The 22,675-nt window shown below is 60.3% G+C and carries 19 protein-coding genes, 3 tRNA genes and 3 pseudogenes; 20 read left to right on the top strand and 5 right to left on the bottom strand.

Translation table 11 applies throughout. The annotated features are described in order from the left end of the window. From G7066_RS07205 to G7066_RS07175, 7 genes and pseudogenes are all read left to right on the top strand, one after another. Entirely contained in the window at nucleotides 1-489 is a 489-nt protein-coding gene (locus G7066_RS07205; RefSeq protein WP_166331962.1) for an HIT family protein, read from the top strand. A 95-nt stretch (nucleotides 490-584) separates the two neighbouring features. Continuing rightward, entirely contained in the window at nucleotides 585-1,349 is a 765-nt protein-coding gene (locus tag G7066_RS07200) for a YebC/PmpR family DNA-binding transcriptional regulator (RefSeq protein WP_166330077.1), read from the top strand. Nucleotides 1,350-1,358: 9 nt separating this feature from the next. Then, nucleotides 1,359-1,948: pseudogene (gene ruvC, locus G7066_RS07195) on the top strand (crossover junction endodeoxyribonuclease RuvC). 18 nt (nucleotides 1,949-1,966) lie between these two features. Continuing rightward, nucleotides 1,967-2,704 carry a DNA repair protein RecO gene (gene recO, locus G7066_RS07190; protein WP_166330072.1) on the top strand — a complete coding sequence of 246 codons (738 nt, stop codon included), beginning with the start codon at nucleotides 1,967-1,969 and terminating at the stop codon, nucleotides 2,702-2,704. Nucleotides 2,705-2,733: 29 nt separating this feature from the next. After that, entirely contained in the window at nucleotides 2,734-3,522 is a 789-nt protein-coding gene (locus G7066_RS07185; RefSeq protein WP_166330070.1) for an isoprenyl transferase, read from the top strand. Between the two features lie 55 nt (nucleotides 3,523-3,577). Beyond that, on the top strand, nucleotides 3,578-4,765 hold the full coding sequence (gene dusB, locus G7066_RS07180; RefSeq protein ID WP_166330068.1) for a tRNA dihydrouridine synthase DusB: 1,188 nt from the start codon (nucleotides 3,578-3,580) through the stop codon (nucleotides 4,763-4,765). Nucleotide 4,766: 1 nt separating this feature from the next. Continuing rightward, the gene (locus G7066_RS07175; protein ID WP_166331961.1) at nucleotides 4,767-6,032 is read left to right on the top strand and encodes a deoxyguanosinetriphosphate triphosphohydrolase; all 1,266 of its coding nucleotides are present in this window, start codon (nucleotides 4,767-4,769) and stop codon (nucleotides 6,030-6,032) included. 11 nt (nucleotides 6,033-6,043) lie between these two features. Here G7066_RS07175 and G7066_RS07170 read toward each other — a convergent pair whose 3' ends face one another. Then, entirely contained in the window at nucleotides 6,044-7,588 is a 1,545-nt protein-coding gene (locus tag G7066_RS07170; protein ID WP_166330066.1) for an S-layer homology domain-containing protein, read from the bottom strand. Further along, nucleotides 7,543-7,809, bottom strand: a complete 267-nt coding sequence (locus tag G7066_RS07165) for a hypothetical protein (RefSeq protein ID WP_166330064.1) — start codon at nucleotides 7,807-7,809, stop codon at nucleotides 7,543-7,545. Before G7066_RS07165 ends, G7066_RS07170 begins: the two co-directional genes overlap by 46 nt. Nucleotides 7,810-8,237: 428 nt before the next feature. Here G7066_RS07165 and dnaG point away from each other — a divergent pair. The 10 genes and pseudogenes from dnaG to clpX all read left to right on the top strand — a co-directional run bounded on the left by dnaG (nucleotide 8,238) and on the right by clpX (nucleotide 16,628). Then, nucleotides 8,238-10,204: pseudogene (gene dnaG, locus G7066_RS07160) on the top strand (DNA primase). 82 nt (nucleotides 10,205-10,286) lie between these two features. After that, nucleotides 10,287-11,135, top strand: coding sequence for an ATP-binding cassette domain-containing protein (locus G7066_RS07155; RefSeq protein ID WP_166330062.1), 849 nt, complete (start codon nucleotides 10,287-10,289; stop codon nucleotides 11,133-11,135). Between the two features lie 74 nt (nucleotides 11,136-11,209). Beyond that, nucleotides 11,210-11,282 (top strand) — tRNA-Asn (locus tag G7066_RS07150). Nucleotides 11,283-11,361: 79 nt separating this feature from the next. Continuing rightward, a complete protein-coding gene (locus G7066_RS07145) occupies nucleotides 11,362-11,922 on the top strand; it encodes a gamma carbonic anhydrase family protein (RefSeq protein ID WP_244303364.1) in 561 nt (186 codons plus the stop codon). Nucleotides 11,923-11,957: 35 nt separating this feature from the next. Continuing rightward, nucleotides 11,958-12,031: transfer RNA gene (locus G7066_RS07140), tRNA-Gly, on the top strand. Between the two features lie 136 nt (nucleotides 12,032-12,167). Beyond that, nucleotides 12,168-12,245: transfer RNA gene (locus tag G7066_RS07135), tRNA-Pro, on the top strand. Nucleotides 12,246-12,303: 58 nt separating this feature from the next. After that, the gene (gene tig, locus G7066_RS07130) at nucleotides 12,304-13,785 is read left to right on the top strand and encodes a trigger factor (RefSeq protein WP_166330060.1); all 1,482 of its coding nucleotides are present in this window, start codon (nucleotides 12,304-12,306) and stop codon (nucleotides 13,783-13,785) included. A gap of 149 nt (nucleotides 13,786-13,934) precedes the next feature. Beyond that, on the top strand, nucleotides 13,935-14,522 hold the full coding sequence (locus G7066_RS07125) for an ATP-dependent Clp protease proteolytic subunit (protein WP_166330058.1): 588 nt from the start codon (nucleotides 13,935-13,937) through the stop codon (nucleotides 14,520-14,522). Nucleotides 14,523-14,549: 27 nt separating this feature from the next. After that, a complete protein-coding gene (locus tag G7066_RS07120) occupies nucleotides 14,550-15,221 on the top strand; it encodes an ATP-dependent Clp protease proteolytic subunit (protein WP_166330056.1) in 672 nt (223 codons plus the stop codon). A gap of 135 nt (nucleotides 15,222-15,356) precedes the next feature. Continuing rightward, entirely contained in the window at nucleotides 15,357-16,628 is a 1,272-nt protein-coding gene (clpX, locus tag G7066_RS07115; protein ID WP_166330054.1) for an ATP-dependent Clp protease ATP-binding subunit ClpX, read from the top strand. A 15-nt stretch (nucleotides 16,629-16,643) separates the two neighbouring features. Here clpX and G7066_RS07110 read toward each other — a convergent pair whose 3' ends face one another. Together G7066_RS07110 and valS are read right to left on the bottom strand one after the other, a co-directional pair. Further along, a complete protein-coding gene (locus tag G7066_RS07110; RefSeq protein ID WP_166330052.1) occupies nucleotides 16,644-16,898 on the bottom strand; it encodes a Fe-S oxidoreductase in 255 nt (84 codons plus the stop codon). Nucleotides 16,899-16,901: 3 nt separating this feature from the next. After that, nucleotides 16,902-19,489: pseudogene (valS, locus tag G7066_RS07105) on the bottom strand (valine--tRNA ligase). Between the two features lie 352 nt (nucleotides 19,490-19,841). Between valS and G7066_RS07100 the strand changes: the two are divergent. Together G7066_RS07100 and G7066_RS07095 are read left to right on the top strand one after the other, a co-directional pair. After that, on the top strand, nucleotides 19,842-20,192 hold the full coding sequence (locus G7066_RS07100) for a hypothetical protein (protein WP_166330050.1): 351 nt from the start codon (nucleotides 19,842-19,844) through the stop codon (nucleotides 20,190-20,192). 135 nt (nucleotides 20,193-20,327) lie between these two features. Beyond that, nucleotides 20,328-20,828 (top strand): hypothetical protein, encoded by a 501-nt coding sequence (locus G7066_RS07095; RefSeq protein WP_166330048.1) that lies wholly within the window; start codon nucleotides 20,328-20,330, stop codon nucleotides 20,826-20,828. 34 nt (nucleotides 20,829-20,862) lie between these two features. On the opposite strand, the gene G7066_RS07090 is transcribed toward G7066_RS07095, so the two are convergent. Next, nucleotides 20,863-21,354, bottom strand: coding sequence for a GyrI-like domain-containing protein (locus G7066_RS07090; protein ID WP_166330046.1), 492 nt, complete (start codon nucleotides 21,352-21,354; stop codon nucleotides 20,863-20,865). A gap of 866 nt (nucleotides 21,355-22,220) precedes the next feature. Between G7066_RS07090 and G7066_RS07085 the strand changes: the two genes are divergently transcribed. Next, the gene (locus G7066_RS07085) at nucleotides 22,221-22,532 is read left to right on the top strand and encodes a DUF4234 domain-containing protein (RefSeq protein WP_166330044.1); all 312 of its coding nucleotides are present in this window, start codon (nucleotides 22,221-22,223) and stop codon (nucleotides 22,530-22,532) included. Nucleotides 22,533-22,675: the final 143 nt, after the last annotated feature.

Below are 22,675 nucleotides of genomic sequence, written 5' to 3'. Positions count from 1 at the left end.
ATGCAGCGGCTGTGGGTGCCACACCGCATGGTGTACGTCGCGGATCACCACCAGCCCGATCACAGCGACTGTCCGTTCTGCGAGGCATCACATCGCAGTGACGAGGATGCTCTCATCGTTGCTCGCGGCAAAACCGCTTACGTGCTGCTGAACCTTTTCCCCTACAACAACGGCCACATGCTCGTGTGCCCGTATCGCCACGTCTCGCTGTACGACGAGGCAACCGACGAAGAGGTCGCCGAAATTGCGGCTCTCACGCAGACTGCTATGCGGGTTGCACGCGAGGTCATGGGTTGCCAGGGCTTTAATATTGGAATGAACCAGGGTGCCATTGCGGGTGCGGGGGTTGCCTCACATCTACACCAGCACATCGTGCCGCGCTGGTCGTCAGACGCCAATTTCTTTCCGATCATCGCGAAGACAAAGGCCCTGCCTCAGCTGCTTGGAGATGTGCGCGCGTCGCTCGCGGCTGCCTGGCCGCATCCCTAGCACAACTCGCCGCACGGCATTCAACGCAAGCTCTGAGCGGCTCGCGTCTAGACTCGATTCAGCGAACAACACACTTCAGAAAAGGGGAAGCTCCCGTGTCAGGACACTCCAAGTGGGCAACGACCAAGCACAAGAAGGCGATTATCGACAGCCGCCGTGCCAAGGCGTTCGCCAAGTACATCAAGAACATCGAGGTTGCGGCCCGCATCGGGGGTGCCGACCTCGCGGGTAACCCGACTCTCGCCGATGCCGTGCACAAGGCAAAGAAGAACTCGGTTCCGGGTGACAACATCGATCGCGCGATCAAGCGTGGTGCGGGCCTCGACGGCGACGCTGTTGAATACCTCAACATCATGTACGAAGCATACGGCCCGAACGGTGTCGCTCTCATGGTCGAGTGTCTGACCGACAACAAGAACCGTGCGGCTGCCGAGGTGCGCACTGCGCTCAACCGCAACGGCGGCACACTCGCGGATCCCGGAAGTGTTGCCTACAACTTTGCGCGTAAGGGTGTTATCACAGTTCCCGCCGAGGGTACCACGGAAGACGACGTGCTGAACGCGGTGCTCGATGCCGGTGCTGAAGAGGTCAACCTCACTCCCAATGGCGAGGCGTTCGAGGTCATTACTGAATCTTCCGAGCTTGTCGCTGCTCGTACCGCACTCGTCGAGGCCGGCATCGATTACGACTCCGCCGACGCCGAGTTTGTGCCGAGTCTGAAGGTTGAGATCGACGCCGCGACCGCCCGCAAGGTCTTCGGCATTATCGATGCCCTCGAGGACAGCGACGATGTGCAGAACGTGTACTCGAACTTCGACCTGACCCCCGAAGTGCAGGCGGAACTCGCCAACGACGAGTAGCCGCTACCGATGCGCATCATCGGGATTGATCCCGGCCTTACACGACTTGGGGTCGGGATCGTCACCTCTGAAGCCGGGCGGCGTGTCACCTTCGAGCACGTCGAGGTGCTGCACAGCCCGGCCTCGGCGAGCACACCAGAGAGGCTGCTGCTGCTCGGCTCCGCGATCCAGCGCCTGCTCGACGGCGAAAAACCCGACGGCATTGCTCTTGAGCGCGTGTTCGCCCAGCAGAACCTGCCAAGTGTGATGGGCGTCGCGCAGATCAGCGGGGTCGTCATGTTTCTCGCCGAGCAACGCGGCATTCCGGTCGCGCTCTACACACCCAACGAGGTGAAATCACAGGTCACGGGCTATGGGGCGGCAGACAAGTCTCAGGTCACCACGATGGTGACGAGACTTTTGCGCCTCGCGGCACCCCCTAAGCCGGCGGACGCCGCCGACGCGCTGGCGCTCGCCATCACCCATGCCTGGCACCTGGGAAGAGGGGGATCGGCCGATCGCCTCGGTCGCGGTGCCGCCCCGGGAACGGAAACCCCGCGCAGCGCGCCTGGCGCGAAGCGGAACAAAAGTCGGGCGCCCGCCGCGGGCCTCGCAACTGAGTGCGAGATACTGGCTTCATGCCTCTTTACCGCGAAGAAGGCGTTGTGATCCGCACCCATAAATTGGGTGAAGCTGATCGCATCGTCACCCTGCTCACTCGTGGTCGCGGACTGCTTCGGGCGGTCGCAAAGGGTGTGCGGCGTACCTCGTCTAAGTTCGGTGCTCGTCTTGAACCCTTTATGGTCGCCGACATTCAGTGTTACGAGGGCCGCACGCTCGACACAATCACGCAGGCCTCGACCCTCGGAGCCTATGGCCCCAACATCAGCGCCGACTACGACCGCTACCGCGCCGGCAGTGTGATCGTCGAGACCGCCGAGCGCATCGCCGAGGGTGGCCCATCGCGAGAGCAGTACGCGCTGCTTGTTGGCGCACTTCGCACACTCGCGGCCGCCAACATTCCGGCTGAGCTTGTGCGTGACGGGTTTCTGCTCAGAGCGATGGGACTCGCGGGATGGACCCCCGGTTTTGACGCGTGTGTGCGATGCGGCGCGCCCGGGCCACACACCGTAGTCGCGGTACAGCTCGGTGGGGTTGTCTGCGAAAACTGTCGCCAGGCAGGATCGCCGAGACTCGATCCCGGCAGCATTCGATTGCTCGCAGCCCTGCTGGCGGGGGACTGGGAGACCGCGAGTGACTCGACCGAAAGAGAACGCGGCCAGGCCGCGGGGATTGCCGCCGCGCACACACAGTGGCACCTCGAACGCGGACTTCGTTCGTTTAGCTCGCGGCACAGCAGCTCACCTCGGGCCTAAGCCAGGCGCGCGGGCATAAACTTGCACGCATGCGCACTGCTCCCACCTCTCTGGTGCCCGTCGATTGGACCGGAGAGCAACCACCCCGATTTGTCTCTGCTGTCCCCGGCCATGTTGCCATCGTGATGGACGGGAATGGACGGTGGGCAAACCGTCGTGGCCTCTCTCGTGTCGAGGGACACCGCATGGGGGAGCAGGCTCTGCTCGATGTCGTAGCTGGCGCGATCCAGGCGGGGGTCACACACCTCAGCGTCTACGCGTTCTCCACCGAGAACTGGCGGCGATCGCCCGATGAGGTGCGCTTCCTCATGGGGTTTAACCGCGATGTACTGCGCCGTCGACGTGAACAGCTTGACGCTTGGAACGTGCGCATGCGCTGGGCCGGTCGCCGGCCACGTCTGTGGGGTTCGGTCATCAATGAGCTTCAGACCTCTGAGCGCGTGACCGCGGGCAACACCGGCCTCACACTCACCATGTGTGTTAACTACGGTGGGCGCAACGAGATCACTGACGCCGTGCGCAAGATCGCGGAAGAAGTACGGATCGGCAGGCTCTCGCCCAGCGGCATCAGCGAGCGCACGATCGAACGCCATCTGTACGTGCCCGAACTTCCCGATGTTGATCTTTTCTTGCGCAGCTCGGGCGAGCAACGCACCAGCAATTTCATGCTGTGGCAGTCCGCCTACGCAGAAATGGTGTTTCTCGACACCCTCTGGCCCGATTTCGGCCGAACCGAGCTGTGGCGTGCGATCCAGATCTATCAGGATCGTGACCGCCGCTTCGGTGGAGCAGTTGACCTGCCCGGCACCGGATCCTGAGCCGCCCGGCGCGCGCAGAGGAGCCTGGGGATTCATCTGCGACAATAGACCGGATATGAACTCGCAAACTCTCACAGGCGACCGCCTCAACATCGGGCCGCTCACCCTCGACGTGCCCGTTGTGTTGGCCCCCATGGCTGGAATCACGAACACAGCGTTCCGTCGACTGTGCCGCGAGTACGGTGCGGGACTTTACGTCTCAGAGATGATTACAAGCCGCGCCCTCGTCGAGCGCACACCGGGATCCCTCCGACTAATCAAGCACCACGAGAGCGAAACACCCCGCTCCATCCAACTCTATGGCGTTGACCCGAAAACGGTTTCCGAGGCCGTCAAGTTTCTTGTTGATCAAGATCTCGCCGACCACATCGACCTCAATTTCGGCTGTCCTGTTCCTAAGGTGACTCGAAAGGGTGGCGGATCGGCGCTGCCCTGGAAGAGCGACCTGTTCCGCGCGATCGTTGAGGGTGCGGTGAGGGCTGCGGGTGAAATTCCACTCACGATCAAGATGCGCAAGGGCATCGACGCGGATCACCTCACCTACCTAGACTCGGCCAAAGCCGCAGAGGATGCGGGTGTTGCAGCTATCGCGCTTCACGGGCGCACCGCCAACGAATTTTACTCGGGCCAGGCCGACTGGGATTCAATAGCGACCCTCAAGGAAACGATCACCAGCGTGCCAATTCTCGGCAATGGCGATATCTGGTCGGCTGAAGACGCGATCCGCATGGTGCGCGAGACCGGCTGCGACGGTGTGGTTGTCGGCCGCGGCTGCCTGGGCCGCCCCTGGCTGTTCGGCGACCTCGCCTCGGCCTTCCGCGCCGAGCGCGGGGACATCACCTGGGATGAGGCCGAAGCCGCGATCGCAAAACCCCCGCTCGGCTTTGTCATGCAAGCGATGCGCCGCCACACGGAGCTGCTTGTTGAATTTTTCGACGGCGACGAGGGCCATGCCTGCCGTGATATTCGCAAGCACGTCGCCTGGTACTACAAGGGCTACGGGGTTGGTGGCGACACGAGGCGCGCGCTCGCCACGGTCGAATCGATCGAACACATGGACGAGATTTTCGGCACGATGGACGGCTCGATGCCCTACCCGGGCGAGGGCGCAGAGGGTCCGCGCGGCCGCGCTGGCAGCCCAAAGCGCCCAATCCTGCCGCAGGGCTGGCTCGAGAGCCGCACCAGCGACAGCATCGATTTCTCTGAGCTGGCAGAGGCGGAGCGAGACGATTCCGGTGGTTGAGATGTTGACGGCTGCAACGCAGTTGCCCGTGGGCTACGACGTCGAAGACGCCGAACGAGTCGTGCCGGAGCAGCACAGCAGCACCCGCAGTGACTTCGCGCGGGATCGCGCTCGCGTGCTCCATTCAAGCGGCTGGCGCAGGCTCGCCGCTAAAACGCAGGTGCTGAGCCCCACCGCAGGTATCGACTTCGCGCGCAACCGGCTGACTCACTCGCTTGAGGTCGCACAGATTGGCCGCGAGCTAGCCGTGTCGCTGGGTCTCGCTCAAGACGTTGTGGACACTGCGTGCCTCGCGCACGATCTTGGCCACCCTCCCTTCGGCCATAACGGTGAGAGAGCGCTCAACGAGTGGGCAGCCGATGCAGGCGGTTTTGAGGGCAACGCCCAAACGCTGCGGCTGCTGACCCGACTGGAGCCAAAGCGCTTTGCTCCCGATGGCACCAGCATTGGGCTAAATCTCACTCGAGCCACACTCGACGCCAGCTGCAAGTATCCGTGGAGCCTCTCCGAGGCTCCCGCGGGCAGCGGCAAATTTGGGTTCTTTACCGACGACGAACCGGTGTTTCGCTGGTTGCGTGCGGGAGCCCCGGCTCGTGTGAAGTGCGCCGAGGCCCAGGCTATGGATCTGGCGGACGATATTGCGTACTCGGTGCATGATTTTGAAGACGCGGTTGTCAGCGAGTTCATCGATCCTGAAATTCTCACTTCCCGCTCCGGTCACAGCTCGCTCATCGATGCGGTTGCAGAGTGGGCCGGCGGATCATTCACCACCGATGAGCTCGGTGCCGGCTACGATCGCATCGCGGAGTCTTCGAACTGGCTAATCCGCTGGGACGGCACCAGGCGACACCAGGCGCAACTCAAGAATTTTACGAGCGACATGATCGGGCGATTTGCGCGCGCCGCAATTCACGACACACTCGAAGCCGCGGATGGGTCCCCTCTCACCCGGTACGGAGCGAGCATCGTGGTGCCGCGCGAGGTGCGTGCCGAAATTGCCGTGCTCAAGGGCATCGTTGCAGCGTTTGTTATGGCGAGCGGTCGCCGCCAGCCCACCTATCGCCGCCAACGAGACCTACTGCTTGAGCTGCTCGAGGTACTGTGGGAATCGGACGGCAGCGAACTAGAGCCCGCTTTCGCCGATGATTATCGAGCCGCCCGCAACGACGCCGATGCCAAGCGCGCGGTGGTCGATCAGGTTGCCTCTCTTACCGATCAATCAGCGATCGCCTGGCACAAGCGTCTGTGCGACGTCCCTCTGGTCTAAATCTTCGTTCTTTAGAATTTGCGATCGTAGCGATAAATGAAAGCCGCCATTGCACCGCGGGTGACGGGCTCATTCGGGCGGAAGATTCCACCCCCGTACCCCGTTGTGATGCCCGTCGAGGCGAGCCAGCTGACCTCTTTATAGAACTGAGCGGATCGCCTCACATCTTTGAAGCGGGCCTTGGTCGGTGCCGTGTACTTTGGTGAGCCGGCAAACCGGTAGAAGAACGCCGCCATTGCTTGTCGCGAGATCGAATAGCCAGGTTTAAAGGTACCGTCTTTGTAGCCGGTCGTGATGCCGGTCGAACTTAGCCAGGTAATCTGCTTATAGAACTTGTGGCCTCTTGGTACGTCAGTAAACGGAGAACGTGCGGGTGGGCGGTACGAGGGGCTACCCGCGTACCTATAGAGAAAGGCTGCCATTGCCTCGCGCGAGACTGAGTCGTTGGGTCGGTAGGTTCCGTCCGAGAACCCGTTGGAGTACCTCTTGCCAATCATCCAGTTGATCTCTTTGAAGAACTTATGCGAAGTCGGCACATCCCAAGCCCGCACTCGCTGACGGTAGTTCGCTATCGTGGCCGCCATCTCGTTGAGAGCTCGTGCCCCATGCCTATACACGGGTTCTCCTGATGCAACTCCCGTTCCCAAGTAATTGATCCAGGGGTTTGAGTACTGCAATCGAACTGGGCAGGTGTCGACCCCACCACTCCAGCACTCGTATCCCATAATGTCTCGGGCCACCCCAGGTGTGGAGCTGCCGTGGCTATAAGGAAAAATCGGCGGTGCAGCGGCGGGAACCTCGGGGTTGTGCGACAGACCCAGGCTGTGTCCGAGTTCGTGCGCGAGCGTAAACTTGCGATAGCAGTAGGGCGCGGTTGCCGTGACGCTGTAGGCCCCACCCTCACGAGCACCGTACACGGAAGTTGGTCGCCCAGCCACACCACAGGCATTTGTCGCGTTTGGCACAATCATGGTCACGAGATCCGCACCGATCGCATCGCGCTCAGCTTTAAGCCGCCACAGGTCACCCGCGCCACTCCTGAGGTTATCGATGTCAGTCACGATATTGCTCCAGCTCTGTGTGTAGTTGACGTAAATAATTTTCATGACCCGCACACGCAGTGTCACGCCCGAGTTCAAGAGCGCCTGATTCATGAATGCGATTTGGCTGGCGATATAACTCTCCACTGCCCCCACACTCTCAAAGTTGTTGGCGAAACCAACCAGAACATCGATAGTGGCGAGTCCCTGTGCGGCGCTCGTGGCAGCCTCCGTAGTTGTATCGGGTTCTGCAGCTCCCAGTTCCTCGGCAGCGCTGATGTCTTCCTGAGTTGGAGCTTCTCCTTCGGGCTCCGTCATATTCTGCGTGGGCTCGTAAGCGAGATTCGTCTCTTCAATGCTGTAGGTATTGTCTTTGCCCTCGTCTGGTTTGATAATCACCGATGGATTCGACGTCTCTTGTACACCACCAAACAGTTCATATCCCGTCACCCCAGGCACAAACGAGAGTGTCACCGATCCCGTGCCACCCTCAGGGGTGATCGCTTGCCCGAGCACCTCAACGTCGGGGACTGAGTTGATGCGCCAACTGATTTCGTGAGAGCCACCTCTTGTACCGTCACCTGCATCTGACGGCCGTCAAAGAGCTGCAGGGCAAAGTTGCTCGCCGAGGGAACGACAACTCGTTCATCACCTGGATCCTGCGCGAGCACGTCTGGGGATACCAGCTGACCTAGGGCTGCGTCTGCGTCGAGTGGCGACACCCTTGATTGGCTCACGTCAGAGGGCGGGAGCGCGTCTGGTGCCACACTGGGTGCTTTTGACGAGCCCGAAGGTGGGACCGCCTGAGATTGCTGTTGCATTTCTGTCGGGGGAGCAGCATCGTCGACAAACCAAACACCTGCTGCTGACTCTGCATTGGCCGCTGCGCCTGACGGAAGCACCAGTGCACCCCCCGCCAAAGCTAAGGCACAAATGCTTCCTAATAAGCTGCGTGAACCCATATTGGTCACCCTCCCCGTGGATGAACCGTCGCACCCCCCTGCGGGTGAACTTGGGAGTAACCTACGACTTTGAAATCGCTCAGACAACCCCTTGAACCGTGAATCCAAAATCAATATGCTGTGCGACTCAGTCGCACTTCTGCCATTCAAATTGGCGTCACGTATAGCTGGGAAGATTACGGGGCCACCATTAGCTAGACTCAATGCTTATGGCAGGTCGGATTAAGGCGAGTGACGTCGAAGAGGTGAAACGTCGCACCAATCTGGCCGATCTTGTCAGTGACTACGTGATGCTCAAGAACGCGGGCATCGACTCAATGAAGGGGCTCTGCCCTTTCACGACGAGCGCAGTCCCAGCTTTCATGTGCGCCCAGCGCTCGGCTATTACCACTGCTTCGGCTGCGGAGAATCTGGCGATGCGTTCACCTTCTTGCAGCGCATGGATCACCTCACCTTTGCAGAGTCGGTCGAGCGGCTCGCGGCACGGATCCACTACCCGCTCACCTACGAAGAGGGCGGATTCGCACGAGAAGAAGGCCCTAACCGGGCCCGCTTGCTCGCAGCGAATGCCGCCGCCGCCAAGTTTTACACTGAGCAGCTGGGCAGCAAAGAGGCCGCAACCGGTCGTCAGTTCTTGAGCGATAGGGGATTCAACGAAGCCGCCTGGGGCCAGTTTGGCGTTGGGTACGCGCCTCGAGGTTGGGACGCACTCACAAAACACCTCCGGGCAAAGGGTTATACCCCGGCAGAACTTGTGCAATCCGGCCTTGTTTCCGAGGGGCAACGTGGCGTCTACGACCGTTTTCGCGGCAGAGTGGTATGGCCAATCCGCGATACCAGCGGGCAGACGCTCGGTTTTGGTGCGCGCCACCTCTATGAAGACGACAAAGGTCCCAAATACCTGAACACGCCCGAGACCCCGGTTTACCACAAGTCGCAGGTGCTCTACGGACTTGACCTCGCAAAGAAAACGATTTCGCGTGGCCATCAGGCCGTGGTAGTTGAGGGCTACACCGACGTGATGGCGTGCCATTTAGCTGGGGTGGAATCTGCGATCGCAACCTGTGGCACCGCGTTTGGCAAAGACCACATTTCGGTGCTGCGAAGAATTATGGGCGACGACAGTGCATCCGAGGTCGTCTTCACCTTTGACCCCGATGAGGCCGGGCAGAAAGCCGCACTGCGGGCGTTCAGTGAAGAAAAACGCTTCACGGCACAAACCTATGTCGCGGTGGCACCCGAGGGGTTTGATCCCTGCGACCTGCGTCTCCACAGGGGCGACGAGGCGGTCCGAGAACTCTTCACACGTAAGGTTCCACTCTTTGAGTTTGCGCTCAAGCGTGCCGTGAGCCGTTTTGATCTCAATAGTGTCGAGGGGCGCGTGTCTGCCCTTCGTGAGGCCGCACCAATCATTGCCGAGATCAAGGACCCCTCAATGCGGCCCGGCTACACAAGAGAGCTCACTAAAATGCTGGGTGGTGAACTGTCCGAGGTTCAACAGGCAGTTCGCCAGGCTGCGCAGCAGTCCGAACGTGCACCTGGCCGAACAACCCTCCAGCAGCAGGGCCAGCAGCGATCCCAACAGCACAACCGTCAGGCTGACCGGCGGCGGTACAACCAAGGCACAGACACCCAGGGCCCACCGAACGAGCAGTTCGACCCCGATTTCCAGTCGCAGGCTCAGCCGCAAATGCCAAGAGCCTCTCTTTCAACCCTGAGGTCCACCCCAACAACCTGGCTTGAGCGTGACGCGCTGATGTCGATGCTGCAACAGGGCGAAGCCGTGGGCGCGGATCTGCTCGCGCAAGCGGTCACCGCACAGGTCATGGAGCCAAACCTGAAAGTGGTGCGCGACGCGCTGGCGGCAGCCCTACCGCAACTCGGCACGACCGGGTGGCTTGAGGCTGTACTGGCGGCGACCCCACCGAGCCATCAAGATCTCGTCCGTGAACTGGCGATGGCACCCATGCCCGAGCGCAGACCCGATCAACTGAAGGTCTACGCACGCGAGGTTGTTGTGTCGCTTCTAGATCGGGATCTTCTTTCGCTTAAGGGAGAACTGCTCTCACGAATGCAGAGAATCGGTGATTCGAGCGATCCTGGATCCCGTCGTATTCAAGAACAACTTGTGGCGCTTGAAGCGGCAAGACGTGGGCTTCGCGACGAGTGATCGGTGTACCAGACAATGCCCTAGGCTGGTCAGGTTAGTTTTCATTAACATACCCACCCCGCATTCATTGAAGGAACAGACCATGGTACATCCGCGGCTTAATGCCGACCCGACCATACGAGTCTCAGATCTTTCCCTGTCGTATCCAGCCCACGCAGGCGGCCGCGAGTTCCAGGCGGTTGAGGGCGTCTCCTTCGATATCCCTCAAGGCGATGTCGTCGCCCTTCTGGGTGAGAGTGGATCTGGTAAGTCAACCCTGGCGAAGTTTCTTGCCGGCCGCGGGTCCGATGCGGGCGAAAAGTCTGCTCGTATCAAATTCACCGGGGGAGACGCCAACGTGCTTGGCGTACCAATGGCCAAACTCAGCCGACGCGCCCGAGCGCGCCTGACGGCCTATGTCGGACACCTCGCTCAAGACGCAGGGGCAACACTCATTCCCGAGCTCAACGTCGGCGACATTCTGTTTGAACCGATTGTTGAGCGCAGCAAAAACTTTGATCGTGACGCTCTCGGCGAACGCATCGCCGAGATGATGGACATCATTGCCCTACCCCTGAGCAAGTTGCAGGAATACCCTTACGAACTCTCCAAGGGGCAACGACAGCGTGTCGCGGTCATGCGCTCGCTCATGCTTGACCCTACCGTTCTCATCGCAGACGAGCCCACCCTGGGCGTCGACGCGAATAATCGGCCGAAAATCGTTGAACTGCTGCGCTGGTATCGCGAACGCACCAGCGCCACACTGGTGCTCATCAGCCATGATATTGGGATGCTGGAGGCGTTGGCACGCGACGTGCTCGTGCTGCAGCAGGGGCGCCTGGTTGGTCACGGCGACATCAACGCCATCTTTCGGCAGGCGGATCACGGTTACGTGCAGAAACTCGCACAGGCACTTCGGGCGACCGCTTATGACGAGATCGCCGAAGAGTAAGCGAAACGCGAGCCCGGATTTGCAAAGACAACTTGGCTTGGTAATATAGTCAGGTTGCCACGGCAACGAAATGATCCCCTGTAGCTCAGTTGGCAGAGCGCTTGACTGTTAATCAGGATGTCGCTGGTTCGAGCCCAGCCGGGGGAGCAGAATACAAAACAGCCCTCACCTTCACGGTGGGGGCTGTTTTGATTTACGCACCCAGCCGGGGAAGTAAGATCCTGGCATGAGTGAAATGAATCCGCCCCAAATCTTCGGCGTCGACCCCTACGGCACGCCCGAGATTCACAAAAGCGCGTGGCTCGCACCAGGTTCTGTTGTGGTCGGCAACGTGACGCTGGGAGGTGGCAGCAGCGTCTGGTACAACGCGGTCGTGCGCGGTGACTCCGACAGCGTCACAATCGGCTCCAACAGCAACGTGCAAGACGGTGTAGTGATCCACACCCATCGCGGGCACCCCGCGATCATTGGCGACGATGTTTCGATCGGACACAACGCGGTCGTGCATGGCGCAACGGTTGAAGACGGCTGCCTGATAGGCATGAACGCGACCGTGCTCAGCGGTGCGATCGTTGGATCAGGATCCCTCATTGCCGCTGGAGCACTGGTACCGCAGGGAGCCGTGATCCCACCCCACTCGCTCGTAGCCGGTATTCCCGGCCGAGTCGTCAGCACATTAAGCAATGAGGATCGCGAGTCCGTTCGGCGCAATGCTGAGGTATATCTCGAGTACACAGCGAACCACCAAAACGCACTTGGAAAAAATGCGAGCAAAAATGCACTATGATCATTGAGGTGCGATTGCAACACGGCAACCGCTCCGGGGATGTAGCTCAATGGTAGAGCCTCAGTCTTCCAAACTGATTACGCGGGTTCGATTCCCGTCATCCCCTCCAAATACCATCACCGTCTGCTGACCAGGACGAAACGCCCGTAATTTCCGTACGTGGCACACACCCAGCTTCAGATCAGCTAGACTTGCTCAGGTTGCTCGCGCAAGCGCGGGATCAACACGAAGAAACCTTAGGGTTTCGGGGCGTAGCTCAGCTTGGCTAGAGCGCCCGCTTTGGGAGCGGGAGGTCGCAGGTTCGAATCCTGTCGCCCCGACCAGGGTCACAAGGCCCGACACAGGCTGATACCGCCAAATGGACAATCATGAGAGGTCAAATTGCCGAAGACGACAGCTGAGAAGCTCACTCCGACCCGCGCGAAGATGAGCGTGAAGGTTACGCTCGACGAGCTGGAGCCCTACCTCAAGCAGGCATACAAGACCATCTCGAACCAGGTTTCGATCCCTGGCTTCCGCAAGGGCAAGGTTCCCGCGCAGATCATCGATCAGCGTGTTGGCCGCGAGGCCGTTGTGCAAGAGGCAGTAAACGCTTCACTCGACGATTTCTACCAGTCGGCTCTCGCGGAGTCGAACGAGCGCCCCATGGGACGCCCCACTGCTGACGTGGCCGCTTGGCCAGACGCGAAGGATCCGAAGAGCGAGCTGGAGCTCACCTTTGAGGTCGAGGTTCGCCCCGAGTTCAAGCTTCCCAAGTACGACGGCCTCAAGCTGACCGTAGACAACGTTGAGATTGACGATGCCGCGGTTGACGCGGAGCTCGTCAAGCTGCAGGAGCGCTTCGGAACGCTTGTTACCGTGGACCGCCCCGCGAAGACCGGCGACTTTGTTGAGCTTGACCTTGTCGCACGCATCGACGGCAAAGAGGTTGACCAGGCAAGTGGTGTCTCGTACGAGATCGGCGCGGGTAACCTGCTCGCCGGAACCGACGAGGCAATCGAAACTCTCACCGCTGGCGAGACCACCACGTTCTCTTCCCAGCTCCTGGGCGGCGAGTACGAGGGTCAGGACGCAGAGGTTGAGGTCACGCTCACCGCTGTGAAGGATCGTGAACTGCCCGAGGCAGATGACGAGTTCGCGCAGCTTGCAAGCGAGTTCGACACGATCAAGGAACTGCGCGAGAGCCTAAAGGATCAGGTCGCACGTGCGTCGGTGTTCGCCCAGGGCCAGCAGGCTCGAGATCTCTTCACCGAGACCCTCATTGAGAAGGCCGGCATCCCGGTTTCCGAGGAGCTCGTCGAAGAAGAAGTTCACCGTCACCTTGAAGGTGAAGGTCGCCTCGAAGATGATGAGCACCGCGCAGAGGTTCGCGTTTCTTCCGAGAAGCAGATCCAGCTGCAGCTCTTGCTCGATGCAATCGTTGAGGCCGAGGGTGTTACTCCGACACAGAACGAGCTGTCGCAATACATCTTCCAGTCTGCTCAGCAGTACGGCATGGAGCCCACCGAGTTCCTCCAGGCAATCAGCCAGGGCAACCAGATGGGCGTTATTCTCGGCGAGGTCACCCGTAATAAGGCTCTAGCCGTTGCGCTCTCAAAGGCCAAGGTTGTCGACAAGAACGGCAAGGCTGTTGACCTGAGCGAGTTCACCGCGGTTGATACCGAGGCGGAAGAGGAAGTCGTCGAAGAGGCCGAAGAAATCGCAGAGGCCGAAGAAGAGAAGCCCGCGAAGAAATCTCCCACCAAGAAAGCACCGGCAAAGGCTAAAGAAGCCGCCGCCGAGAAGGCGCCTGCCGCGAAGAAGGCACCGGCAAAGAAGACACCAGCAAAGAAGACTGCCGCCAAGGATTCCGAAGCGAAGTAATTCGCCTTCAACACGGCAGAGATCCCTCACCCACATATATTGGGTGGGGGATCTTCGCGTTTCCACAGCATGCGCCCACGGCGAACAAGGCCATATCGCGGGCCTCGAGTCTGTAGCCTCGAATCAAGCAACAACGAATGGAGCTCCGCATGGCAGAACAAGTGCCGCCGAACAGTGTGTTTGATCGATTGTTGAAGGATCGCATCATCTGGCTCGGGTCCGAGGTGCGCGACGACAACGCAAACGAGATCTGCGCCAAGATCCTGCTGCTCGCAGCAGAAGATCCCGAGGCAGATATCTACCTCTACGTCAATTCGCCAGGTGGATCTATCACCGCGGGAATGGCAATCTACGACACGATGTCCTTCGTGCCAAACGACATCGTCACAGTGGGCATCGGAATGGCTGCCTCAATGGGCCAGTTCCTGCTGACCGCTGGCACCAAGGGCAAGCGCTACATCACACCAAACGCACGTGTGCTGCTGCACCAGCCCCACGGCGGCTTTGGTGGTACCGCGAGCGATATTCAGACGCAGGCACAGCTCATCACCTCGATGAAGAACCGCCTCGCCGAGATCACCGCCGCGCAGACCGGTAAGTCCGTGGAGCAGATCAACGAAGACGGCGATCGTGATCGCTGGTTCACCGCTCAGGAAGCACTTGAGTACGGCTTCGTTGATTTCATCCGTGACTCCGCGGCAGATGTCGTCGGTGGCGGCGGAACAAATACCAACTAGGCAACGGGACAGAGAGTAAACGATTCGATGATGACCCCACAAATGCCGCAATCAGGCGGCGCAAGCCTGCAAATGCCCGGTTCACGCTATGTGCTTCCTTCGTTTGAGGAGCGCACCGCGTACGGCTACAAGCGTCAGGATCCGTACGCCAAACTTTTCGAGGATCGCATTATCTTCCTCGGCGTGCAGGTCGACGATGCCTCGGCCGACGACGTGATGGCGCAACTCCTGGTTCTGGAAAGCCAAGATCCCGAGCGCGACATCACCATGTACATCAATTCACCCGGTGGCTCGTTCACCGCGATGACGGCGATCTACGACACGATGCAGTACATTCGTCCGCACGTGCAGACGGTTTGCCTTGGCCAGGCTGCCTCCGCAGCCGCTGTGCTGCTCGCGGGTGGTAGCCCCGGAAAGCGTCTCGCGCTTCCCAACGCGCGCGTGCTGATTCACCAGCCCTCGACCGGACAGGCTGGCCACGGCCAGGCATCCGACATCGAGATTCAGGCGGCCGAGATCATGCGCATGCGTGAGTGGCTTGAAGAGACACTTTCGAAGCACTCCAAACGCACCCCTGAAGAGGTGCACAAGGACATCGATCGTGACAAGATCCTGAGCGCAGAAGAGGCACTTGAGTACGGCCTTGTTGATCAGGTGCTGACGAGTCGCAAGAACCCTCAAGCGGTTATCGCTCAGTAGAGTGCTCGCGGGCCCCGGAATGGTGAGACCAGTCGGGGCCCGCGGCGCGCCGCCGAAGAATGTCGGTGGCTAGAGTTAATCTCGAATGAGAGATTTTCACTGGAAAACATTCACTGATCCCGAAGGAGCCTCCGGATGTCAAAGATCGGCGAGAGCAGCGAACTGCTCAAGTGCTCTTTCTGTGGAAAATCACAGAAGCAGGTACAGCAACTCATCGCTGGTCCTCAGATTTACATCTGTGACGAGTGCGTTGCTCTGTGCAACGAGATCATTGAAGAGCGTCTCGCGGAGCACGAAACCGCCGAACCTTCAGACTTCACCCTGCACAAGCCACGCGAAATCTCTGACTTTCTCGACCAGTACGTCATCGGTCAAGATCGGGCGAAGCAGTCACTCGCGGTGGCCGTATACAACCATTACAAGCGCGTGCGCGCGCTCAGCACCCTCACCTCTGCCGAGGTTGCCTCTGAGCAGGTGGAAATCGCGAAGTCGAACATCCTCATGATCGGCCCCACCGGCTGCGGCAAGACCTATCTCGCGCAGTCACTTGCCCGACAGTTGGGCGTACCGTTTGCGGTGGCAGACGCGACCGCGCTCACCGAGGCGGGCTATGTCGGCGAAGACGTCGAGAACATCTTGCTGAAGCTGCTCCAGGCAGCCGACTTCGATGTGCAGCGCGCTGAGACCGGCATCATCTATATCGATGAGATCGACAAGATCACTCGTAAGGCCGAAAATCCCTCCATCACGCGCGACGTATCGGGCGAGGGCGTTCAGCAAGCACTGCTCAAAATTCTTGAGGGCACCGTCGCCTCAATTCCACCCCAGGGTGGGCGTAAACATCCAAACCAGGAGTTCCTGCAGCTCGACACCACCAACGTGCTCTTCATCGTGGCAGGCGCGTTTGCCGGGCTTGAAGAGATCATCGGTTCTCGCCTAGGCAAGGGAGGCATCGGCTTCGGCGCACCCGTCTCAAGCAAGCGTAACGAGGCAGATCTGTTTTCCAAGGTGCAGCCCGAAGACCTCCACAAGTACGGTTTGATCCCCGAATTCATCGGCCGGCTGCCTGTCGTGGCCACCGTCGATCCGCTCGACACCGAGGCACTCACCCGCATCCTGACCGAACCGAAAAATGCGCTGGTTAAACAGTATCAGCGCATGTTTGAGCTCGACGGCGTGAGCCTCGAATTCGAAGAGGCGGCGCTTGAGACAATCGCAGAGATGGCCGTCGCGAAAAAGACGGGTGCGCGCGGGTTGCGCGCCATCCTCGAAAACGTGCTCCAGCCGGTCATGTTCGATGTTCCCTCAGACGATGACATCACCAAGGTGATCGTCACAAGCGAGTCCGTGCTGGGTGAGGCACCACCGCGCGTGCTCCAGGCCCGCAGTGGCCGCGAGAGCGCTTAGCTTAGATTTTCGCGTCTAGCTCAGCCAATCATCGTCATCGTCTTGGGGGAGAGAGCCCCTCACTGACGAGACCACAATCTGTCTCTCAGCACTCACACTGACGATCACGAGGTCGTCGAGTGCTGCTCGCGGCCGCCCTTCCAGCCAGGTAAGCGTCCACGAGTCTGCAGTGGGATGCTTCTTCTCTTGTTCCGCGATCTCCGCGTAGAGCTCAGGGGGCAGGCTGGAGTGCGGCGGGGCGCCGACCCTCCAACGTGCCCCCAACTGCATGGCTTAAGCCTCCGCCGTTTCGAGCTGAATTTCAACCACCGTCGGCTCAGCAACGTCAGCGCTTTCGATACGCAACTCGACAATGCGACCCACATCAGACAGGTCAGACGCTGCAAGCGCTAGGCGATCCCGATCTACCGCCGGCGCGTGCACAACCGCGAGCGTCACCGAAGTCTTCTGGGAAGCCTTCGCATCGGTCTTTGCGCCGCGAATGCCGACAAGGGCACCGCCAACGAGTCCGAGCAACCCGGCATCAGCATCGGCGCCAGCCAACGCGGTGAGTTCGCTCAAAGCGGGCCACTCAGCCAGGTGCACCGAGCCCTCGCCAAACCACGACCAGACCTCTTCGGTCGCGTAGGGCAAAAACGGGGCAAGAAGTCGCACGAAGACCGAGAGCGCTGCGCGCAGCGCGGTAACCGCGGAGGCCTGAGCCTGGCCCTCACCACCGTGCGCGCGCTCCTTGACGAGTTCAAGGTAGTCATCACAGAACGTCCAGAAGAAGGACTCAGTGAGTTCGAGCGCGCGAGCGTGATCGTAGGACTCGAAGGCGCGAGTGGCGTCATCGATCACGGAGGCGAGGCCAGCAAGCATCGACCGGTCGAGCGCCTCTGTCACCGTGCCCGCGGCACTCGCGTCGAACCCGAGCGTGAACTTCGCCGCGTTCAGCAGCTTGATCGCAAGGCGTCGGCCAATCTTGATCTGCGTGGGGTTCTGCGGATCAAATGAAGCGTCGGTGCCGAGCTTCGCGGAGGCCGCCCAGTAGCGCACGGCGTCAGAGCCGTGCTGCGCGAGCATACCCGCGGGCGTCACAACGTTGCCCTTCGACTTCGACATCTTCTTGCGATCCGGGTCAAGGATCCATCCCGAGATACCCGCGTGCTGCCACGGCAGCTGGCCCGATTCAAGCTCAGAGCGCAGCAGCGTTGAGAACAGCCAGGTGCGAATGATGTCTTGGCCCTGCGGGCGCAGGCTGTAGGGGAACACGAGCGAGTAGAGCTCGGGATCGCGCTCCCAACCGCCCGCAAGCTGCGGGGTGAGCGAGGAGGTCGCCCAGGTGTCCATCACATCGACCTCACCCTGGAAACCACCGGCCTGGCCGCGCTGGGCCTCTTCGTAACCCGCAGGAACGTCGCTTGAAGGGTCAACGGGAAGCTGATCAGCGGTGGGGAGGATCGGCTCGTCGAACACCGGGTTGCCCTCGGCATCGAGCGGGTACCAGACCGGGATCGGCACCCCGAAGAAGCGCTGGCGCGAGATCAGCCAGTCACCCGACAAACCCTCGACCCAGTTCTCGTAGCGCACCCGCATGAAGTCGGGGTGCCATTCCATCTCACGGCCGTGGGCGAGCAGGCGCTCGCGCAGCGCCTCGTCGCGGGCACCGTTCTTCACGTACCACTGGCGCGTCGACACGATCTCGAGCGGGCGGTCGCCCTTCTCGAAGAACTTGACGGGGTGCGTGATCTTGCGAATCTCGCCGAGCAGTTCGCCCGATGCCTGCAGCAGCTCGACCATGGTCTGCTTCGCGCTGAACACGGTCTTGCCCGCGATCTGGGCGTAGGCTTCGCGGCCCTCATCGCTGGTGATTGCCTCAGGGGCTTCCGCGAGGATCCTGCCGTCGAAGCCAAGGATCGCACGGTTCGGCAGGTTCAGCTCGCGCCACCACACAACGTCGGTGACATCACCAAAGGTACAGATCATCGCGATGCCGGTGCCCTTGTCTTGCTGGGCAAGGTGGTGGGCGAGGATCGGCACCTCAACGCCGAAGATCGGCGTGCGCACGGTTGTTCCGAAGAGCGGCTTGAAGCGCTCGTCGTCGGGGTGAGCAACGAGCGCAACACAGGCCGCGAGCAGCTCGGGGCGCGTCGTGTCGATCAGGATGTCTCCGCTGCCGTCGCTCTTGTGGAACGCGAGCTGGTGGTAGGCGCTGGGCTGATCCCGATCCTCCAGCTCAGCCTGTGCCACGGCGGTGCGGAAGGTGATGTCCCAGAGTGTAGGGGCCTGCGCCTGGTAAGCTTCACCGCGTTCGATGTTGCGCAGGAACGCGAGCTGCGAGGCTCGCAGCGAGTCTTGTCCGATGGTGCGGTATGTCTGCTTCCAGTCGACCGAGAGCCCGAGCGTGCGCCACAGATCCTCAAACTGCTTCTCGTCTTCCACCGTGAGGCGCTCGCACAGCTCAATGAAGTTGCGGCGTGAGACGGGCTGCTGATCCGCGGCTTTAATGCTTTTGCCCTCACCACCGTCGTGCGGAGGGACGAAGTCTGCGACGTAAGGGAGCGACGGATCGCAGCGCACACCGTAGTAGTTCTGCACGCGGCGCTCGGTGGGCAGGCCGTTGTCGTCCCAGCCCATCGGGTAGAAGACGCGCTTACCACGCATGCGCTGGTAGCGGGCGACCGTGTCGGTGTGGGTGTACGAGAACACGTGACCGACGTGCAAGGATCCTGAGGCCGTGGGCGGGGGAGTGTCGATGCTGTAAACGTCTTCGCGCGCTGCGCCCTCGCGGGGGAAAGCGTAGGTGCCCTGATCTTCCCAGACAGCCCCCACTTTTCTTCGAGGCCTTCGAGTGCCGGCTTGTCGGGAATCGCGCTCATGCGTGTGCTCCGTGGGGTTCGATGCGGGCGGCACCGAGTCGGTGAGCGCGTGGTGCTTTTGGGCTGTGCTTACTGAGTACTGCGGCGCTCTGGTGCCTGATGGTCAATTCCGCTAGTTTACCGGGAATCACGCTGGGGATCAGAGGCGCACCGGGGCTGTGTGGATTTGCGGCGAACCCCGTCGGGCTGAGTGAGGCGCAGCCGAACCTACGGTAGATTGCCGAGCTTCCAGTTGTGGGCTGCAGGCTCGGCAGCGAGAAGCAGACTCCCTGATGAGGCCGCGCTAGCGCGACTTCGCTGCACTGATGCAATATCCCTAGGTGCTTGTTGCCACGATCTGGGAAAATTGGGGATGAAGTTATTCGCCGATATCGACACACAGATCGCATTGATCCGTGCGTTGCTCGGTGATGCCATGGAGGTTTCCGTTTTACCGTCCGTGGTGAATCAGCTCGATGATACTGATGCGATCTTATTGTTGGAACGCGCGTCAGAGTTGGGGCAATTGGCCGAGCGGTTGGGTACGACGGCTGCGGGAGTGGTCGCGCAGCGTGCCGAAGCGGCCCGCCAGGTACGAGTTGGTGAAGCACTCATCAACGGGGAACTTGGCGGGGTCGGAATCAGCGGACCTGGAAATGGTGGTTCTAGTGGCGCCAATGGGGTGGATGGCAAGGCTGGATTCGATGGTGCTGGCGCTCCGTAGCACGCGTCTCTCGGGCGCGCACTCCTGACAGGTACCATCACGGCGGCCCAGCACGATGCCATTCGGCAGGTACTCGGCGAACCACCAACAGCAGATGTCAAAGATGGCGGTGGCAGTCCCGACCAGGTTGAAGCTTTGGTTCTAGCGTGGACTCTTGCTGCTGAAGACCTTCTCACCGAAACCGGTGCGGTGACCGTCAAAGGGCTCGCGAAGGCCGCAAGAAATGTGCGTGATCTGCTTGATACGGCCGGTGCTGAAACCCGATATTTTGCTCGGCATGAGGCGGGGTCGTTTCGGATGTGGACCGATACAAGCGGGCTAACTCATGCGAGGGTGGTGTTTGATGATCTCTCTGCCGCGTGGGTGAGGTCCATAATTTCTGCGGCGCTTCGGCCAAGACGGGGTGGTCCAAGGTTTGCGGATACCGCGGAGCAAGCGCGTGCGAAGGAACTATCAAGTGATCCCCACACGAATGATCAGCTCGCTTTTGATTTATTGATTAACGTGCTGTGGGCAGGCCCCCTCGCCCACGCCGAAACCGTGTTCCGGAGGCGCCAGCTGCCGCGTCAGATCACGCTACGGTATGCGTGGGCCGGGACAGACCCACCGTCCAAACGATTCACCCTCGCCGCATAGACCCAGCCGCACACCTGCAATAAACGTTGACAAGCTACTCCAGCTCCTTAAGGTGCACCCCGATCAGAGTCTCATTGGCTGCGGGGTCGCCGCCCGGTTCCGGCTCCGTGAGGTACTGCTCCCAGGCGATGTCGCCCGCCTCAAGACCGTTCTCTGCGAGCCAGCCGTAGAGATGACCGTAGGCGTCGGCAAGGCGCGAGTAGTCACCGGAAACCATAAGGGTTGCGACTTTAGCTGCCGGCAGCGTTTCTGCTGCGAGTCCCGCGGCAGCATCGACCGCGGCAAAGGGCTCCGCAACGGGAACCGCCACCGACAAATCCAGCGAGTCACCGGGGACCCCGTGGATCACGCCCATCGGGGCCGCAACCGGAGTGACCTGCGCGGCACCGAGCGCACCAAAGATAAGGGGGAACGCGCGATCATAGAGATCGGGAATGCGGTCCATCGGCACGGTCTCGCGCACAACTACGAGGTGCCGCTCGGGCGACTCCGTGAGTTCGGGTGTTGGAAAAGCGGAATCGGTCATGGTTGGGTCTCCTCAGGTTCACTCGTCTTTGGCATCAGTTTAGGCCGAGGGATATCAGATGAGTAAGAGGTGCGCACTGGTATGCTCAGCCGTTCATCTAAACGCGGTTGGTAGCGGAGGTTGAACGCATGACAAAAAGTTGGAAGCGAACAGCTCTCGAGGTTGCTAAGTGGATGCCTCATAGTGGCATCCATATTCTTGGGTGGGGCAGCCTCGCTCGACCCAAATGACTTTTCAACGAATGAGGCCTGGACCGTAGAAGTGGTCTCCACGACACGAAGCGTGAACGAAGTTGTGATCGCAGCCGCCATTAGCGTTGCGGTCGCCGCCATTGTCACCGTCTTCGCGACCTGGTATCCCTCGAAAAGATGGATCTCAACAGGAGCCCTCAGTGGGGCCATACTTCTCGTGACTCTGGTGTTTGTCTTAAATAAATGGTTCTAAGAAGCTGAAGAGCGTTACTGAGCACGCGGAGTCAACCCAAAAGCATTCCTCCACGCCTCAAGAAGAATCACCACCAACCTTCACACCGGCCGAGGTAGAAACCGAGATACAAACGATGATCGCGGCGACGGCTAAGAGTTCGCCGGAGGGGCTAAAGACAGCTGAGGGCCAAGCGATATCTGGAGAGAGGCCAGTTGCACCGTTACGCCCACTCGAACCGACAGCTACGTGGCCGTTGGCGAGCGACTACCGATTGCTTCCGCTGATCTGCACGACCGACAGACCATCAACGGGCTCGTCGGTGTAAGAATTTCGGGCTGGTGCGGTCGCAACCCAATGGACTGAGCTGGCTCGATGCCGTGAAGTGAACGCGGAACCGCTACAATCATGGCTTTGTTCATTATTTGTAAGGATAACTTTTCGTGAAGCTTCGTAGTCCCGCAGCACCCCTCCTGCTACCTTTTGTAACCTTCGGAATTTACACCCTCGTTTGGTACGTGAAGACCAAAAACGAGATGAACGCCGCAAACACCGGAACCCGCGTTCCTACGGCCTGGTTGTTCATCATTCCGTTCGTGAATATCTGGTGGCTGTGGCGCTACGCCACGGCAGTTGAGGAGTTCACAAAGAATCGCATGAGCAAGGTTGCCGCCTTCCTCCTGATTTTCTTGCTCGGAGTCATCGGCGACGCGATCGTTCAGAGCCGGTTCAACGCAACGATCCGCGACAACTAGTTGCCGCACACGCGCAGTTGCGCTGGGACCGCCAACCTAACCCCAGCGCAACTGCGCTAAGATTCTTCACTAGAGACGACGATCCACCATCAATGGGGAGTCCCCGGAAGAACAGCTCTCTCGAGATGAATTTCGCGAGAGAG

Source organism: Leucobacter coleopterorum, assembly GCF_011382985.1.
In the GTDB taxonomy this organism is placed as follows: Bacteria; Actinomycetota; Actinomycetes; order Actinomycetales; family Microbacteriaceae; genus Leucobacter; species Leucobacter coleopterorum.
The sequence above is the reverse complement of the archived record's forward strand: the minus strand, read 5'-3'. Positions and strand labels throughout refer to the sequence as shown.